Source organism: Acinetobacter sp. YH12052 (assembly GCF_013419835.1).
Lineage (GTDB): Bacteria > Pseudomonadota > Gammaproteobacteria > Pseudomonadales > Moraxellaceae > Acinetobacter > Acinetobacter amyesii.
This window is the reverse complement of sequence record NZ_VOZI01000007.1, coordinates 90,118-105,582: the sequence shown is the minus strand read 5'-3', so window position 1 is coordinate 105,582 and position 15,465 is coordinate 90,118. Positions and strand designations below refer to the sequence as shown.

Here is a 15,465-nt window from a genome sequence, read left to right as displayed (position 1 = left end):
CAATTGTTTGCTTAAAATCGAATATCATTAGCCTCTTTTTAGAATTGAAGAATTAGACAGTGACCGAAGTAACGCAAGTAAAGCCGAAACATGTCATGATGATGGCTGCCGGAACCGGTGGTCACGTCTTTCCAGCGCTCGCTGTTGCCAAAGAGTTGCAACAACAAGGCTGTGAAGTTTCTTGGCTCGCAACGCCAACAGGCATGGAAAATCGCCTGCTTAAAAATCATAATATTCCAATTTATCAAATTGATATCCAAGGCGTACGCGGCAATGGAGTCGTGCGTAAGCTGATGGCACCGTTTAAAATTCTCAAAGCTACTTTGAGTGCCATGCGTTATATGAAACAACTCAAAGTTGATGCAGTTGCAGGCTTTGGGGGTTACGTGGCTGGGCCAGGTGGCTTGGCAGCTCGTGCATTGGGCATACCAGTCATTATCCATGAACAAAATGCTGTGGCTGGGTTTACCAATACGCAATTATCGCGTGTGGCGAAAACGGTGTGTCAGGCATTTCCAAATACTTTTCCAGCTCAAGATAAAATCGTGACCACAGGCAATCCTGTACGGAAGGAAATTACAGAAATTTTAAATCCGTCATGGCGTTACCAAGAGCGTGAAAAAGCTGGGTTGCCATTACGGGTTTTAATTGTAGGTGGCTCACTGGGCGCACGTGCCTTAAATGAATGTGTGCCGGCTGCTTTGCAGCAATTAGAACAGCCCCTCAGTGTATATCATCAGTGTGGTCAAAATAATGCTGAAAGCACATTGGCTCGTTATGCAAACGCACCTGAACATATACAAGTTGAAGTTCAGCCGTTTATTGAAGATATGGCAGCAGCCTATTCTGCAGCGGATTTGATTATCTGTCGTGCTGGTGCACTAACCGTCACTGAAATTGCGACAGCGGGTGTAGCAGCCGTGTTTGTTCCTCTGCCAAGTGCAGTGGATGACCATCAAACTGCAAATGCAGGGTTCTTGGCCAATATCAATGCTGCAAAAATTTGCCCACAAGCGGACATGACCGCAGAAAGTTTAACAGCGTTGTTGAAGCCGCTGATGAATCGCCAACGACTTATGGAAATGGCGGTTAAGGCTCGACAACAGGCACAACCCGATGCGACACAGCACGTGGTTGGTTTAATTCAAGATTTGTAAAATTCGAGTAATCTATGTCTCCATCAACGCCTGCCGATCAAGCGAAAAAGCTCATTAAAGTGCCAGAAATGCGCCGTATTAAACACATCCATTTTATTGGGATTGGTGGTGCGGGCATGTGCGGTATTGCCGAAGTATTGAAAAACCAAGGCTATAAAGTTTCAGGTTCAGATATTAAAGCGTCGAAAACCACGGCTCAGCTTGAAGAAAACGGCATTCAAGTTTTCATCGGTCATGCTGCTGAAAATATTCAAGGCGCCAATGTAATCGTGGTATCAACAGCTATTGATTCTGAAAACCCAGAAGTGAAAGCGGCGATTGAAACCCGTACACCTGTCGTGCGTCGTGCAGAAATGTTGGGTGAATTAATGCGTTACCGTCATGGTATTGCCGTTGCGGGGACGCATGGTAAAACCACGACAACCAGTCTGGTGACCTGCATGTTGGCAGAAGAAAATCTGGACCCAACTTATGTCATTGGTGGTTTATTAAATCGTACTGGTGTGAATGCTGCATTGGGTGCAAGCCGTTATATCGTGGCTGAAGCAGACGAATCAGATGCGTCATTCCTGCATTTACAGCCGATGGCAACGATTGTCACCAATATCGATGCTGACCATATGGATACCTATGGCGGTAGTTTCGATGTATTGAAAGATACCTTCGTACAATTCTTACAGCGCCTTCCATTTTACGGTTTAGCTGTGATGTGTGGTGATGATGCCAACATCCGTGAAATTATGCCGCGTATTGGTCGTCCTGTCGTGACTTATGGTTTCAATGAAGACAATGACATTCGTGCCGTTGATGTGGCTCAAGAAGGCATGCAATCACACTTTACAGTTTTGCGTAAAGACCGTGAGCCGTTACGTTTAACCATTAACTTGCCAGGTCTTCATAACATCTTAAACGCCTTGGCAGCGATTGGTATTGCAACGGATGAAGGCGTTTCTGATGCTGCGATTGCGCGTGCCTTAGAAAGCTTCAGTGGTGTAGGTCGTCGTTTCCAAGTACAAGGCGAATTTGAAGTTGAAGATGGCTTGGTGAAATTGGTCGATGACTATGGGCACCATCCAAAAGAAGTGGAAGCGACCATTAAAGCGGCACGTGCAAGTCATCCAGATCGTCGTTTGGTGATGATGTTCCAACCGCACCGTTTTAGCCGTACGCGTGACTGTTTTGATGACTTCGTCGATGTCTTGTCACAAGTCGATCAACTGTTGTTATTAGAAGTTTATCCAGCGGGTGAAAAGCCAATTGTGGGTGCGGATAGTCGTGCATTGGCTCGAAGCATTCGTCTACGTGGTGAAGTTGAGCCGATTCTCATCGATCCAGTAGAAGGCAACTTACAAGCAGTAATGAAAAAAGTGTTACAAGCAAATGACTTGTTATTAACACAGGGCGCAGGTAATGTTGGAGCAATCTCAATCGAACTTGCTCAAAACAATCTCTATGTAAAATGATTACCGCTTGGTGATCCAAAGTTTGTTTAGACCGTAGATAAAAGTTTAAGGATATAAACGTGTCAAATGCTTCAAAATTCGGCAAAGTTGCCGTGTTATTAGGTGGGAAATCTGCCGAACGTGAGGTTTCTCTCGATAGTGGTAAAGCTGTACTTGAAGCATTGGTGCGTTCGGGTGTAAATGCCGAAGCATTCGATCCGCAGCAACGCAGTGTGACTGAGTTGGTGGCTTATGACCGTGCATTTATCGTACTTCATGGTCGTGGTGGTGAAGATGGTCAAATTCAGGGTACTTTGGAATGGTTAAACATTCCGTACACTGGAACAGGCGTTCAAGGCTCGGCGATTGGTATGGATAAAGTCAAAACTAAACAAGTTTGGCAAGGTTCAGAACTACCGACAGCACCTTATCGTATTGTCAGCAAAGATTCAAATTTACAAGAAATTGTAGATTCAATTGGTTTGCCATTTATCATCAAGCCTGTGCATGAAGGTTCAAGCATTGGTATGAGCAAAGTTGAAAAAATTGAAGACTTTGCAACCGCAATTGCAAAAGCGACCCAGCATGATGCAGTCGTGATGGCTGAAAAATGGATTACCGGACGTGAATTTACCATTGTGATTTTAAATGGTCAGGCATTACCGGTGATCCGTTTGGAACCGCCTGCAGATGTGGCTTTTTACGATTACGAAGCGAAATATAACCGTAACGATGTGCAATATGGTATTCCATGTGGCTTGACTGAAGATGAAGAAAAGCGTCTACAAGCTTTATCTTTACGCGCTTTCCAAGCGGTAGGTGCGAGTGGTTGGGGCCGTATTGACGCGATGCAAGATGCAGAAGGAAACTTTTGGTTACTTGAGGTAAATACTGTTCCGGGTATGACCAGTCATTCTCTAGTACCAAAAGCTGCTAATGCTGTAGGTTATAGTTTTGAAGATCTTTGTGTTGCAATTTTGGAACAAACCCTAACAGGTGCGGCACACTAAATTATGGCTCAACTTCCTGCGTCAATGCGCCGTAAACGTGCAGCAACGACATCGATACATGACAAACCACCGACACGTAAGGAAAAGCTTACCAATGTGGGTGGATGGCTGTTGTTGTTTATTGCATGTGTGGTCTTGATTGCTGGGATTTGGGGGCTATATAAAGTCATGACGGATGCACGTGTGGCTGAACTTGATGTGGTGGGTGTGCGGAGCGCCCAAGAAAAACAACAAGTCATGTCATACGTTTCACCGATGATGACTGAAAACTATTTTACCTCTGATTTACGTGTCATTCGTGACCGTACTTTAGAAATCTCTTGGGTCGATCGCGTGGTGGTATCGCGTGCATGGCCGAATGCAATTCGTGTACGGGTGATGCCGCGTCAAGCGATTGCACGTTGGGGAACTGGGCGACTGTTAAGCGACAGTGGTGATGTATTTGCTGAATTAACTCCGACCAATCATCAGAATTTACCGTTATTGCATGGGCCGACGAGTCAGTCCAAAATGATGATGCGTCGCTATAATGAAATTAATCAACTATTTATACCTGTTGGCATTCGTTTAAAAGAATTATATTTAACCGAACGAATGACTTGGTTTATGCAGTTTGATTCAGGCTTACGCGTGATTGTCGATCAAGATCAGACCATGAGTAAGTTGCAGCGTTTAAGTTATCTCGCACACAGTGACTTAAAACCTGTTTGGCCACGAATTTCTGCCATCGATTTGCGCTACCGAAATGGTTTAGCGATTCAATGGAAAAACTCTGTGCCAGCAAAGTCGGTAAATGGTCAGTTTGTTGTAACCAGTGATGACATAGGCATTGCGAATGCAGCGCCTGTAAAGCCATAATGATCGGCTTTATAAGTAGAGGCTTTAAGCCATAAATTAAACAAACATGTGAATGGTAGTAGTAAATAATGAATGAAGCTGTTCCCTCGGTTGTTGCGATTGACATTGGGACACACAAAGTTTCAGTTTTGATTGGTAAGGTACACGCGCCAGACAATATCCAAGTGGTAGGGATGGCGACCGCTCGTAACCGCGGCATGAATAAAGGGAAAATTGTCAGTCTCGATAAAGTTGTTACCGCAATTAAAAATGCAGTGCAGGAAGCGGAAGATATGGCGGAATGTCGTGTACATTCTGCGTGGATTTCCATTCCCAGTGCTGAACTAAAAAGTTTTTATGCCTCTGGTCGTACTCCAATTGAAAATAATGACCATGCGATTACCACCAATGAAGTGGTGCGTGCTTTAGAACTGGCCAAAGCCAGTCATTTAACGTCTGACCATTATTTGGTGAGTGCTGTACCTTTAGGTTTTGAACTAGATGATGAACCTGAATGGGTGTTAAACCCGATTCGCATGTCAGCACGGAGTATGACAGGACATTATCATTTGATGATGTTGCCAATCAGCACCATGCAGAATTTGGATCGTGCATTAAAAGGTGCCAATATTGGTGTTGAACGCATGGTCATTTCATCATTAGCAACTGCTGAAGCCAGTTTGCTTAAAGATGAAAAAGAATATGGTGTGTGCTTGGTTGATATTGGTGCTGGTACGACCAATATTGCGGTGTATTTAGATGGTCGCTTGGCGATGACACACACTTTGCAACGTGGCGGTGAGCATGTAACGCGTGATATTGCTGCTGTATTGCAAACCACAACAGAAGAAGCTGAACGTATTAAGCTGTTGTATGGTTGTGTTGACCTGAAAGTGGTTAAACCTGAAAGTATGATTCAATTCCAAGGTATTGATGGTCCACAAACCATTAGCCGTATTGAACTGACCGAAATCATTATTGCGCGCTATGAAGAAATCTTTAATCAAGTGCGTAATGAGTTGGTGGATCATGGTGCGATTCATGGTTTATACCATGGTGTTGTACTCACAGGTGATGCCTGCCAAATTGAAGGGATGGTGACATTTGCGCGTCGGATGTTAGGTGTTTCTGCACATTTAGGTAATCCACCTATGCAAGTGTATGCTGATGATCAACAGCAAGCCGCTTTACGTCGTTCACAATACGCGACTGCCGCAGGTCTGTTAATTTTCAGTCAAAGTGAAACACAAGATACGATCGTTGAGCCAGAAGATACGGAAAAACTTTCAGTATTGAATCGGGTAAAACGTGCATGGTCGGGCTTCAATGACACCTTGAAGTCGATCTTTTAAGTTGAAATATTTGGGAATATTGTTGGGAAGTTGTACGGATTATTGCTTGTACTTGACAAGCTGGAACTTGGACAGCATTCTAAAAAACAATTTTTATTAAGATCAAGGCAGTATACGGGCTGAAGTGTCTGCCAATTATGGATTAGGAATTTTTTAGGCATGGCCTCATTTGAATTTTTAGAAGATGATCAAAGCGACAGCAACGGTCAAGCCCGTTTCACAGTATTCGGTGTAGGTGGTGCTGGCGGTAACGCTGTGCAACACATGTTGGAATCAGATATCGAGGGTGTAAAATTTGTTTGTGCCAATACAGACAAACAAGCACTCGACCGCATGAATGCACAATTTAAAATCCAACTCGGCGAGCAAAGTACGCGTGGTTTGGGTGCAGGTGCAAATCCACAAGTGGGTCAAACTGCTGCTGAAGAAAGCCGTGAGTTGATTCGCCAACACCTTGAAGGTACGGACATGGTGTTCGTGACTGCAGGTATGGGTGGTGGTACAGGTACCGGTGCTGCGCCAGTTGTTGCTGAAATTGCCAAAGAAATGGGTATCTTAACGGTAGGTGTGGTGACGACTCCGTTTAACTTTGAAGGTAAACGTCGTCAGCAATCTGCTGAGAAAGGTATTGAAGCACTTGAGCAACATGTTGATTCTCTGATTATTATTCCGAACCAACGTCTACTTAAAGTATTCCGCGATATTTCAATGAAAGATGCTTACAAAAAAGCAGACGATGTATTGTTAAATGCGGTGCGTAGTATCTTTGATTTGGTGGTACGTCCGGGTCATATCAACCTTGACTTCGCCGATTTGAAAACTGCCATGAGTACACGTGGTTACGCAATGATGGGTGCAGGTTCTGGTCGTGGTGAAAACCGTGCGCGTCAAGCTGCTGAGCAAGCGATCCGTAGCCCGTTGTTAGATAACGTGACCATCATGAATGCAAAAGGCATTTTGATTAATGTTACAGGTGGCGATGATGTAACCTTCGGTGAAATTGAAGAAATCACTGATGTGGTGAACCAAATTGTCGATCTTGATGAAGGTCAAGTGTTCTACGGTACGGTATTTGATCCAGATGCACGTGATGAAATTAGCGTAACGGTGATCGCAACGGGTTTAACTCGTAATTCTGCCGATTCTGCTGAGCCAGTGAAACGCCCTGTCGCACAAGCAACGCGTACAGTCGCTTCTGCACAAGTACCTGTAGATGAAGATGATGTGCCAGCGATTCAACGTCAGCACAATGAAGCAGCTGCTCCGGCTGCAGCAGCGGCGTCAGCATCCAATTCACGCCCTACGCCAATGAGTATTCAAGACTATTTGAAAAATCAACAACGTAAATAAAATAAATTCAATGACTTAAATGTCTGTTGATTACAAAAGGTAGCTGATCAGCTACCTTTTTGTTTTTTATCAATGGCTAAATATGCTAACGTATAGCGGTTTTGTGAACTGATGATAGAAGACACATGTTGAAACAACGTACCCTGAAACGCATCGTGAAAGCGAGTGGCATCGGACTGCATAGTGGGCAAAAAGTGATGATTAACTTTGTGCCACATCATGCCGATGGGGGGATTGTGTTTCGTCGTATCGACTTAAATCCACCGATTGATATTCCAGCCGATGCTATGCTGATTCAAGAAGCATTCATGTGTTCTAACTTGGTGCAAGAAAATGCCAAGGTGGGCACAATTGAGCACATTATGAGTGCGATTGCTGGATTAGGGATTGATAACCTGATCGTGGAAGTGTCGGCGTCTGAAGTACCCATTATGGATGGGAGTGCCGGCCCGTTCATTTATTTGCTTATGCAAGGTGAACTACAAGAACAAAATGCACCTAAAAAATTCATAAAAATACGCAAACCTGTCGAAGCACTGATCGATGATAAACGTGCTGCCTTCCAACCCCATGACGGTTTCCAATTAAATTTTACGATTGATTTTGACCATCCTGCATTTAAGAAAGAATTTCAGTCGGCAACAATCGACTTTTCAACCGAAACATTTGTCTATGAAGTTAGTGAAGCGCGGACTTTTGGCTTTATGAAAGATTTGGACTACCTAAAAGCTAATAATTTGGCTTTAGGGGCGAGTCTTGAAAATGCCATTGGTGTAGATGACAATGGTGTGGTCAATGAAGAGGGCTTACGCTTCTCGGATGAGTTTGTTCGTCACAAAATATTAGATGCTGTGGGTGATTTATACTTGCTCGGTCATCAAATTATTGCGAAATATGATGCCTATAAGTCAGGTCATGCATTAAATAATCAGTTATTACGCAATGTCAAAAGTGATCCAGATAGCTATGAAATTGTAACATTTGATGACATTAATGATTGCCCAATTAGTTATGTGAATGTGACATAAGTCATTGTCTTATAATGGTGATGTTATATTGTATCATTTGTAAGTGTTAAATCTGTCACATTCTGAGCATTCAAATTTGTCTGTTACAACTGGGTGGTTACTTTTTATTGCTTGCCAAACGCAGCATTGCTTGGCTAAGCTTAGGGTCGCTCACAAAGTCAGCAGCATTACGGAGTAAATCCTGAGTTTCTGTACTGAGGGTTCTTGAAATTTTTTCAGGGGAATGGGGCGTTGGAGACGGAGTTCTCAGACGGACTTGAATCTTGTGCAAATCCTTGAATTCGTATATTTGTGATAATTGTGCAATATATTGCTTTTGCAAATAGGCCAACTGACTAATCAGTGCCTGATTTTCTCCAGTTAATATAAGTACACCATTTATATAACAAACAACTTGCCATTGATCCGGTTGGGGCAATAGCGGTTGAACAATTTTCGTAAGTTTCTGCCATACAGCAACTTGCGTTGAGAGAAACGACAAGTTTCCTGTTTTTATGTGTTTTCTTGTTGGTTGAAAGACGTTGACAGGTTCTGACATACATATTTCCTACATGTTTATGTCTTAATCTTATGCGCTCCTTTTGGCTGATATCAAGGACGAAATCACACAAGGAACAAAAGAGAACAGTTTATAGAGGTTTTTTATGCATTTACGACGTATTTTATTGGCGTTTTCATTGGCAGCTTCGGCCGCTTCAGTCGCTTTTGCAGATTTAGTTGAATTAAATCAAGCAGACTCATCATCAGATCGTATTGAACAGTTAACTCGCACTTTGTCTCAAGGTGCTTACTCTGAAAGCAATGATATTGATGTTCCAGCGGAAACGAAGTTGAATGTTCAAATTCGTGAAAAATCAATTGAACTCAACAATGCGACAATCGCAAAAAAATACGGTTCAAGCAATTCCTCTCAAAACTATTCAGCAAGTTCAAATAATCCATATTCATGGTTAATTGCCCACCCACTTCCAGACATGAAGCGCGTGAGCTCAAACTATGGTGGTCGTACCATGGGTGGCCGTGCAGAAAATCATTCAGGTTTAGATCTTTCTGCGGCTAGTGGCACACCTATTTATGCAACAGGCCCTGGCATAGTAACTAAATCAGGCTGGGGCACAGGTTATGGCCAATATGTTGAAATCAACCATGGTAATGGTTACCTGACACGTTATGCACATGCATCACGCTTAATTGCACGTGTAGGCGACCGTGTTGCTGCGGGTGAGCATATTGCTAACGTTGGTTGTACTGGTCGTTGTACTGGCCCACATTTGCATTACGAAGTAGTGAAAGATGGTCAACGCAAAAACCCATCGACGTATTTAGCGATGTTGCCATAAGCGCATACAACATCTGTATACGAAGCCATTGTCTGAACCTCTACAGACAATGGCTTTTTTATTTATCGCTAATAACTATAAAATTATCATTTTAAAAAATATTGTCTGTATAAAAAATGGCGAAAATTGACCCAAAAATGTAAATTTGTGTAATTGTTAATCAATAAGTATTTAGTAAATAAATAACAGAGCTATTTCGTATTCATCTGTGGCGATAACTCAGTCTAGCCAAAATATGGTACTAATAGAGCCATATATTTAGCACATAGGATAGGTGAAGTATGGCGTTTTATGGCGATACAGATGCGCAAGAAACCCAAGAATGGCAGGACGCATTTGATTCAGTTTTACAGCACATGGGAACTGACCGCGCTGCATTTTTGCTTGAAAAACTCTATCAACAAGCGATTGCTAAGCACGTTCCCATTCAGCGACTAAATACTCCTTACTTAAATACCATTTCAGTTGAAGAACAACCGCCTATGCCAGGTGATTCGGATATGGAGCGCCGTATTCGTGCGCTGATCCGCTGGAATGCCTTAGCGATGGTACTGCGTGCCAATAAAACAGGTGATGACTTAGGTGGTCACTTGGCAAGTTTTGCATCATCTGCAACTTTATATGACGTGGGCTTTAACCACTTCTTCCGTGCCAATAGCGACAGCTTTGGCGGTGACATGATCTATTATCAAGGTCACTGTGCACCGGGTATCTATGCACGTTCGTTCTTAGAAGGTCGTTTGACTGAAGAGCACTTAAATAATTTCCGTCGTGAAGTTGGCGGTAAAGGTTTGCCGTCATACCCACATCCATATTTGATGCCAGATTATTGGCAGTTCCCAACCGTATCGATGGGTCTAGGTCCAATCATGTCGATCTATCAAGCACACATCCAAAAGTACTTGATGAACCGTGGCCTGATCAAAGAAGAAAACCGTAAAGTTTGGGCTTACCTCGGTGATGGTGAAATGGATGAGCCTGAAAGTACAGGTGCCATTTCACTTGCAGGTCGTGAAAAGCTCGACAACCTGATTTGGGTCGTGAACTGTAACTTACAGCGTCTAGATGGCCCAGTTCGTGGTAATGGTAAAATTATTCAAGAACTTGAATCATTGTTCCGTGGTGCAGGCTGGCGCGTAATTAAGGTGGTTTGGGGTCGTCATTGGGATCCGTTACTGGCAAAAGATGATTCAGGTGCCTTAAAAGCGGTGATGGAAGAAGCGGTCGATGGTGATTTCCAGCGTTATCAAGTGAAAGGTGGTGCGTATACGCGTGCACATTTCTTTGGTAAGTATCCTGAAGCTGAAGAGTTGGTGCGCAACTTAAGCGATGAAGATATTGATAACCTGAACCGTGGTGGCCATGACCCATTCAAAGTGTATGCGGCTTATGCCGAAGCGATGAAGGAAACAGGTCAGCCAACAGTTATCTTGGCAAAAACAGTCAAAGGTTATGGTTTGTCGGAAGAGATTGAAGCAGTCAACAAGACGCATCAAATCAAGAAAATGCAGCTTGAGTCGTTGAAATATGTACGTAACCGTTTCAACTTGCCATTTACCGATGAACAGCTTGAAGAAGTGCCATTCTATCGTCCGAGCGAAAACTCGCCTGAATTGAAATACATGAAGGCGCGTCGTGAGGCATTGGGTGGTTATTTACCTGCACGTCGTAAAGAAAGTGAACAGCTGGCGATTCCTGAATTGTCTGTGTTTGATGCCGTACTGAAAGGCAGTGGCGGTAAAGAGCAATCGACGACCATGTTGATGGTACGTTTGATTTCATCATTATTGAAAGAAAAAGCCATTAAAGATCGTGTCGTACCAATTGTGCCAGATGAAGCGCGTACTTTTGGTTTAGAAGGTATGTTCCGTCAGTTGGGGATCTATGCTGCGCATGGTCAAAAATATACCCCTGAAGACCAAGAACAGTTGATGCACTATCGTGAAGCCAAAGATGGTCACATGTTACAAGAAGGGATTAACGAAGCGGGTGCGATGAGTGCTTGGGCTGCGTTAGGGACCAGTTATTCAACCAATAACTTGCCAATGATTCCGATGTATATGTACTACTCGATGTTCGGTTTCCAACGTATTGGTGATATTGCATGGGCTGCAGGTGATGCGCAGGCGCAAGGCTTCTTGCTCGGTGCAACTGCAGGTCGTACAACACTGAACGGTGAAGGTTTACAGCACCAAGATGGTCATTCACATATCTTGGCAAATACGATTCCAAACTGTATTTCTTATGACCCATGTTTTGGTTATGAGTTGGCAGTGATCGTACATGATGGTTTAAAACGCATGTACGTGAACCAAGAGCGCGTGTTCTATTACTTAACAGTAATGAATGAAAACTACGAACACCCTGCTATTCCTGAAGGTGCTGAAGAAGGCATTAAACGTGGTATGTATCTCTTCGAAGAAGATGAGAAGGCAACGGTTCAGTTGATGGGTTCAGGTGTGATTCTGCGTGAAGTTATTAAAGCGGCGAAAATCCTTCGTGATGAATATCAAATTCATTCAAACGTATGGAGCGTCACTAGCTTTAACGAATTAGCTCGTGATGGTATGGCGTGTGAAGAATACAACCGCTTACATCCGTTGGCTGAAGATACGAAAGAAGCTTGGGTCTCTCAATTACTTCGTGAAAAAGACGGTATTGTGGTATCGGCAACTGATCACATGCGTGCGTATAGCGAACAAATCCGTGCCTATCTTCCAGACAATCGTCCATTTGTTGCATTAGGTACAGATGGTTATGGTCGTTCAGATACACGTGGCAACTTACGTAGCTACTTTGGTGTCGATGCTGCACATATTGTGGTAGCAACATTGAAAAAACTCGCCGATGAAGGCGAAGTTGATGCACGTTTAGTTAAAGATGCCATCTCAAGCTTTGAACTAGATACTGACCGTCCAGTGGCATGGGCTCCGCAGGAAACGCCGGAACTGCATGCTGTGGCTGACTACAAAGAGGAGAACTAATCATGCAAATTACGACTCCTGATATTGGTGTAGATAAAGCAACGGTCGCTGAGATTTTAGTGAAAGTCGGCGACACCATTAGCGTTGATGACAGCATTGTGTTGTTAGAGTCTGATAAGGCCTCTGTTGAAGTGCCAAGCACTTCGGCAGGCGTGGTGAAAAGCATTGCAGTTAATCTGGGTGACAGTGTTGCTGAAGGTGCTGTGCTGATCGAGTTGGAATCAGAAGGTCAAAGTGCTGCTACAGCTGAGCCAGTACAAAATGCAACTGAAGACCAAGCAGCAGAACCAACTCCGGTTGTGGAAGCAGAACAAGCTGCAGCAGCACCTGTTGCAGCCAATGCTCCTCAGTCGCAAAGTATCGATGTGCAAGTCCCTGATATTGGCGTAGAGAAAGCTACGGTGAGTGAGATTTTGGTCTCTGTTGGTGATGAGATTGATGTTGATCAAAGCATTATCGTGGTGGAATCAGACAAAGCGACAGTCGAAGTCCCAAGTACTGTATCAGGCCGTGTTGAATCGATCACGATCAGTGCTGGCGATGTAGTGAAAGAAGGTGTAGTGATTTTAACGGTAAAAACGGCGGCTTCATCTGCTGCGGTTGAATCGGCTCCAGTGCAAGAAACTGCACAGCCTGTTGCTGCACCCGTTGTCGCAGAAGCAACACCAGCGCCGTCTACGGCTACAGCGTCTGGACCTGTAGAAATTGCAGTGCCTGACTTAGGTGTTGATAAAGCAGCGGTGGCTGAAATTTTAGTCGCTGTGGGTGATGTGGTTGAAAAAGACCAAAGCATCATCGTGGTGGAATCAGACAAAGCAACGGTAGAAGTGCCAAGCTCTACTGCTGGTAAAATCACCGCGATTCATGTTCAGTTAGGGCAAAGTGTCTCTGAAGGCGTCGCTTTGGTGACGATAGAAGCCGAAGGTCAAGCTGTTGCAGCACCCGCACAAGCAGCGAAACCTGCACCAGCTGTAGCACAGCCTGCGACAGTTGCACCTAAAGCTGAAAGCAAAGTTGAAGCAGCTCCACAATCACAAGGCGCAGATAAACTCACCAAAGAGCAAAATGCTGCCAATGCCAAAGTGTATGCAGGACCGGCCGTTCGTAAGCTTGCACGTGAATTGGGTGTGGTTTTGGCAGAAGTCAAAGCATCTGGCCCGCATGAGCGTTTAATGAAAGAAGATTTATTCGCTTATGTAAAAACCCGTTTGACTACTCCGCAAGCGGCACCTGCAGCTCAAGCTGTGGCACAGGTTTCAGGCTTGCCGAAATTGCCAAGCTTTGATGCTTTTGGTGGTGTCGAAGAGAAAGTTTTGACACGTTTACAACAAGTGTCGATTCCGCAATTGTCTTTAAACAATTTTATCCCGCAAGTGACGCAGTTCGATGCAGCGGATATTACTGATCTTGAAGCTTGGCGTAATGATTTAAAAGCTAACTTTAAGAAAGAAGGTATTGGCTTAACCATTATGGCTTTCATCATCAAAGCAGTGGCTTATTTGTTGAAAGAAGAACGTGAATTTGCAGGTCATTTGTCTGATGATGGCAAGTCAGTATTGCTACGCAATGAAATCCATATGGGGATTGCCGTGGCAACGCCTGATGGTTTGACCGTGCCTGTACTGCGTAATCCAGATCAAAAATCGATTAAGCAGATTGCAATTGAGCTGGGTGAACTGAGTCAAAAAGCACGTGACAAAAAACTGTCGCCGAAAGATCTACAAGGTGCGAACTTTACCATTACCAGTCTGGGTTCAATTGGTGGTACGGCATTTACACCGCTGGTTAATTGGCCACAGGTGGCGATTTTAGGTATTTCACCTGCAACTATGCAGCCGGTGTGGAATGGTGAAGGCTTTGATCCACGTTTGATGCTGCCGCTGTCATTGTCATACGATCACCGTGTAATTAATGGTGCGGATGCTGCACGTTTTGCCAATAAGCTGACGAAGCTGCTCAAAGATATCCGAACTTTATTGATCTAATCTGACCTGTTTAAGTTTCAAAATGAACCCTGCTTTGGCAGGGTTTTTTTATGGCGTCGTGGTGGTGGACTGACAAAGCCAATCAGGAAGTTCAATGGGTGAAGGGTAGAGCTTTAATGCTGAGTTTGCATTGAGGTTATAAGTGAGTGGAAGTGTACGATGTGGGTGCGCCGTCGACCAAAGCTTTTGTCTTAAATGTTCAAAGCGTTGGAAGTCTTTTAAAAATAAGCCCCAAAACTTTTCATAATGCTCCAGTTCTTGCACATGTTGATGCTGATACGCATGTGTTTGGCCCTGTTGGTGCTGGAAGTCATAGCCCATCAGCCAAATACGCTGCGGTTGAAAGAGATGTGCGAGTGAATAGGCTTGAAGGCCGCAATTATTACCATACACAAAGTACGGTGAATGAAATAACTCCGCTTGCGTATCGATGCGCACGGTTTTGAAGTTAATCACTTCATGTTCAGGATATGGACGGTTGTGACCTAAACCACATCCGCTAATGATGTCACCTTGAAAGCAGGCTTTGAGCATGGGTTGATAGTGTAACCACCACGCATAATCTGAATGATGGGCAATTTGAGCCTGAGGAAGTTGAAGAAAACTTTGATTACAGCAAATGATTAGCAGCTTTTTTGAGGGCTGAATGGTGGTTAAGTCAAAACTGAGCTGAGACGGGCCGCCTGCAATGATTAATACATCCTGCACATGCATATAGTGTTGAATAAATTCTTGAAATTTTTGATTATTGTTTTGCATATCAAATTGAGTCATCGAAAATTAAAATTGCGAAAACATGCATTCCTCGCTAGAATAGCATTACTTCATTGGGGAGTAGCCGCTTTTTACGCAAAGTAAAAAGGTGATGGTCAACATATTTGCTCTAAAACGAGCATGGTCATCATAGCAAAGAACCAAATGAGCTCTTCGTAGCTTTCTTTTGTTGGCAAGACCTTTGATTTATCACTCTGCACATTGGC

12 protein-coding genes and 1 riboswitch are annotated in these 15,465 nt (G+C 43.8%); of the genes, 10 read left to right on the top strand and 2 right to left on the bottom strand.

The window, feature by feature from the left end; translation table 11 throughout:
- Positions 1-59: 59 nt before the first annotated feature.
- The 7 genes from murG (at position 60) to lpxC (ending at position 8,176) form a co-directional block, all read left to right on the top strand.
- Entirely contained in the window at positions 60-1,157 is a 1,098-nt protein-coding gene (gene murG / locus FTU06_RS06860; RefSeq protein WP_180049736.1) for an undecaprenyldiphospho-muramoylpentapeptide beta-N-acetylglucosaminyltransferase, read from the top strand.
- A gap of 14 nt (positions 1,158-1,171) precedes the next feature.
- Entirely contained in the window at positions 1,172-2,620 is a 1,449-nt protein-coding gene (gene murC / locus FTU06_RS06855; RefSeq protein ID WP_078190576.1) for a UDP-N-acetylmuramate--L-alanine ligase, read from the top strand.
- Positions 2,621-2,679: 59 nt separating this feature from the next.
- Positions 2,680-3,609: a D-alanine--D-alanine ligase gene (locus FTU06_RS06850; protein WP_180107802.1), complete on the top strand. Its 930-nt coding sequence runs from the start codon at positions 2,680-2,682 to the stop codon at positions 3,607-3,609.
- A 3-nt stretch (positions 3,610-3,612) separates the two neighbouring features.
- Positions 3,613-4,467, top strand: a complete 855-nt coding sequence (locus FTU06_RS06845) for a cell division protein FtsQ/DivIB (RefSeq protein WP_180008770.1) — start codon at positions 3,613-3,615, stop codon at positions 4,465-4,467.
- A 68-nt stretch (positions 4,468-4,535) separates the two neighbouring features.
- Positions 4,536-5,798 (top strand): cell division protein FtsA, encoded by a 1,263-nt coding sequence (ftsA, locus tag FTU06_RS06840; protein WP_111884462.1) that lies wholly within the window; start codon positions 4,536-4,538, stop codon positions 5,796-5,798.
- 159 nt (positions 5,799-5,957) lie between these two features.
- On the top strand, positions 5,958-7,148 hold the full coding sequence (gene ftsZ / locus FTU06_RS06835) for a cell division protein FtsZ (RefSeq protein WP_078193216.1): 1,191 nt from the start codon (positions 5,958-5,960) through the stop codon (positions 7,146-7,148).
- 125 nt (positions 7,149-7,273) lie between these two features.
- Positions 7,274-8,176, top strand: a complete 903-nt coding sequence (lpxC, locus tag FTU06_RS06830; RefSeq protein WP_180063028.1) for a UDP-3-O-acyl-N-acetylglucosamine deacetylase — start codon at positions 7,274-7,276, stop codon at positions 8,174-8,176.
- A gap of 97 nt (positions 8,177-8,273) precedes the next feature.
- Here lpxC and FTU06_RS06825 read toward each other — a convergent pair whose 3' ends face one another.
- Positions 8,274-8,714, bottom strand: coding sequence for a DciA family protein (locus FTU06_RS06825; protein ID WP_168379402.1), 441 nt, complete (start codon positions 8,712-8,714; stop codon positions 8,274-8,276).
- A gap of 106 nt (positions 8,715-8,820) precedes the next feature.
- On the opposite strand from FTU06_RS06825, the gene FTU06_RS06820 reads away from it, so the two are divergent.
- The 3 genes from FTU06_RS06820 (at position 8,821) to FTU06_RS06810 (ending at position 14,485) form a co-directional block, all read left to right on the top strand.
- A complete protein-coding gene (locus tag FTU06_RS06820) occupies positions 8,821-9,516 on the top strand; it encodes a M23 family metallopeptidase (RefSeq protein ID WP_180022341.1) in 696 nt (231 codons plus the stop codon).
- Positions 9,517-9,797: 281 nt separating this feature from the next.
- The gene (gene aceE / locus FTU06_RS06815) at positions 9,798-12,500 is read left to right on the top strand and encodes a pyruvate dehydrogenase (acetyl-transferring), homodimeric type (RefSeq protein ID WP_180041745.1); all 2,703 of its coding nucleotides are present in this window, start codon (positions 9,798-9,800) and stop codon (positions 12,498-12,500) included.
- 2 nt (positions 12,501-12,502) lie between these two features.
- A complete protein-coding gene (locus FTU06_RS06810) occupies positions 12,503-14,485 on the top strand; it encodes a 2-oxo acid dehydrogenase subunit E2 (RefSeq protein WP_180145705.1) in 1,983 nt (660 codons plus the stop codon).
- A 48-nt stretch (positions 14,486-14,533) separates the two neighbouring features.
- On the opposite strand, the gene FTU06_RS06805 is transcribed toward FTU06_RS06810, so the two are convergent.
- Entirely contained in the window at positions 14,534-15,244 is a 711-nt protein-coding gene (locus tag FTU06_RS06805) for a methyltransferase type 11 (RefSeq protein ID WP_180008776.1), read from the bottom strand.
- Between the two features lie 58 nt (positions 15,245-15,302).
- Positions 15,303-15,445, top strand: a riboswitch (yybP-ykoY riboswitch).
- Positions 15,446-15,465 lie beyond the last annotated feature (20 nt).

Bases quoted from the DNA above. Each gene is read 5' to 3' on its own strand.
- ftsA (WP_111884462.1), top strand. From the start codon at position 4,536: ATGAATGAAGCTGTTCCCTCGGTTGTTGCGATTGACATTGGGACACAC.
- FTU06_RS06805 (WP_180008776.1), bottom strand. From the start codon at position 15,244: ATGCAAAACAATAATCAAAAATTTCAAGAATTTATTCAACACTATATG.
- FTU06_RS06820 (WP_180022341.1), top strand. From the start codon at position 8,821: ATGCATTTACGACGTATTTTATTGGCGTTTTCATTGGCAGCTTCGGCC.
- aceE (WP_180041745.1), top strand. From the start codon at position 9,798: ATGGCGTTTTATGGCGATACAGATGCGCAAGAAACCCAAGAATGGCAG.
- ftsZ (WP_078193216.1), top strand. From the start codon at position 5,958: ATGGCCTCATTTGAATTTTTAGAAGATGATCAAAGCGACAGCAACGGT.
- FTU06_RS06810 (WP_180145705.1), top strand. From the start codon at position 12,503: ATGCAAATTACGACTCCTGATATTGGTGTAGATAAAGCAACGGTCGCT.
- FTU06_RS06845 (WP_180008770.1), top strand. From the start codon at position 3,613: ATGGCTCAACTTCCTGCGTCAATGCGCCGTAAACGTGCAGCAACGACA.
- lpxC (WP_180063028.1), top strand. From the start codon at position 7,274: ATGTTGAAACAACGTACCCTGAAACGCATCGTGAAAGCGAGTGGCATC.
- murC (WP_078190576.1), top strand. From the start codon at position 1,172: ATGTCTCCATCAACGCCTGCCGATCAAGCGAAAAAGCTCATTAAAGTG.
- FTU06_RS06825 (WP_168379402.1), bottom strand. From the start codon at position 8,714: ATGTCAGAACCTGTCAACGTCTTTCAACCAACAAGAAAACACATAAAA.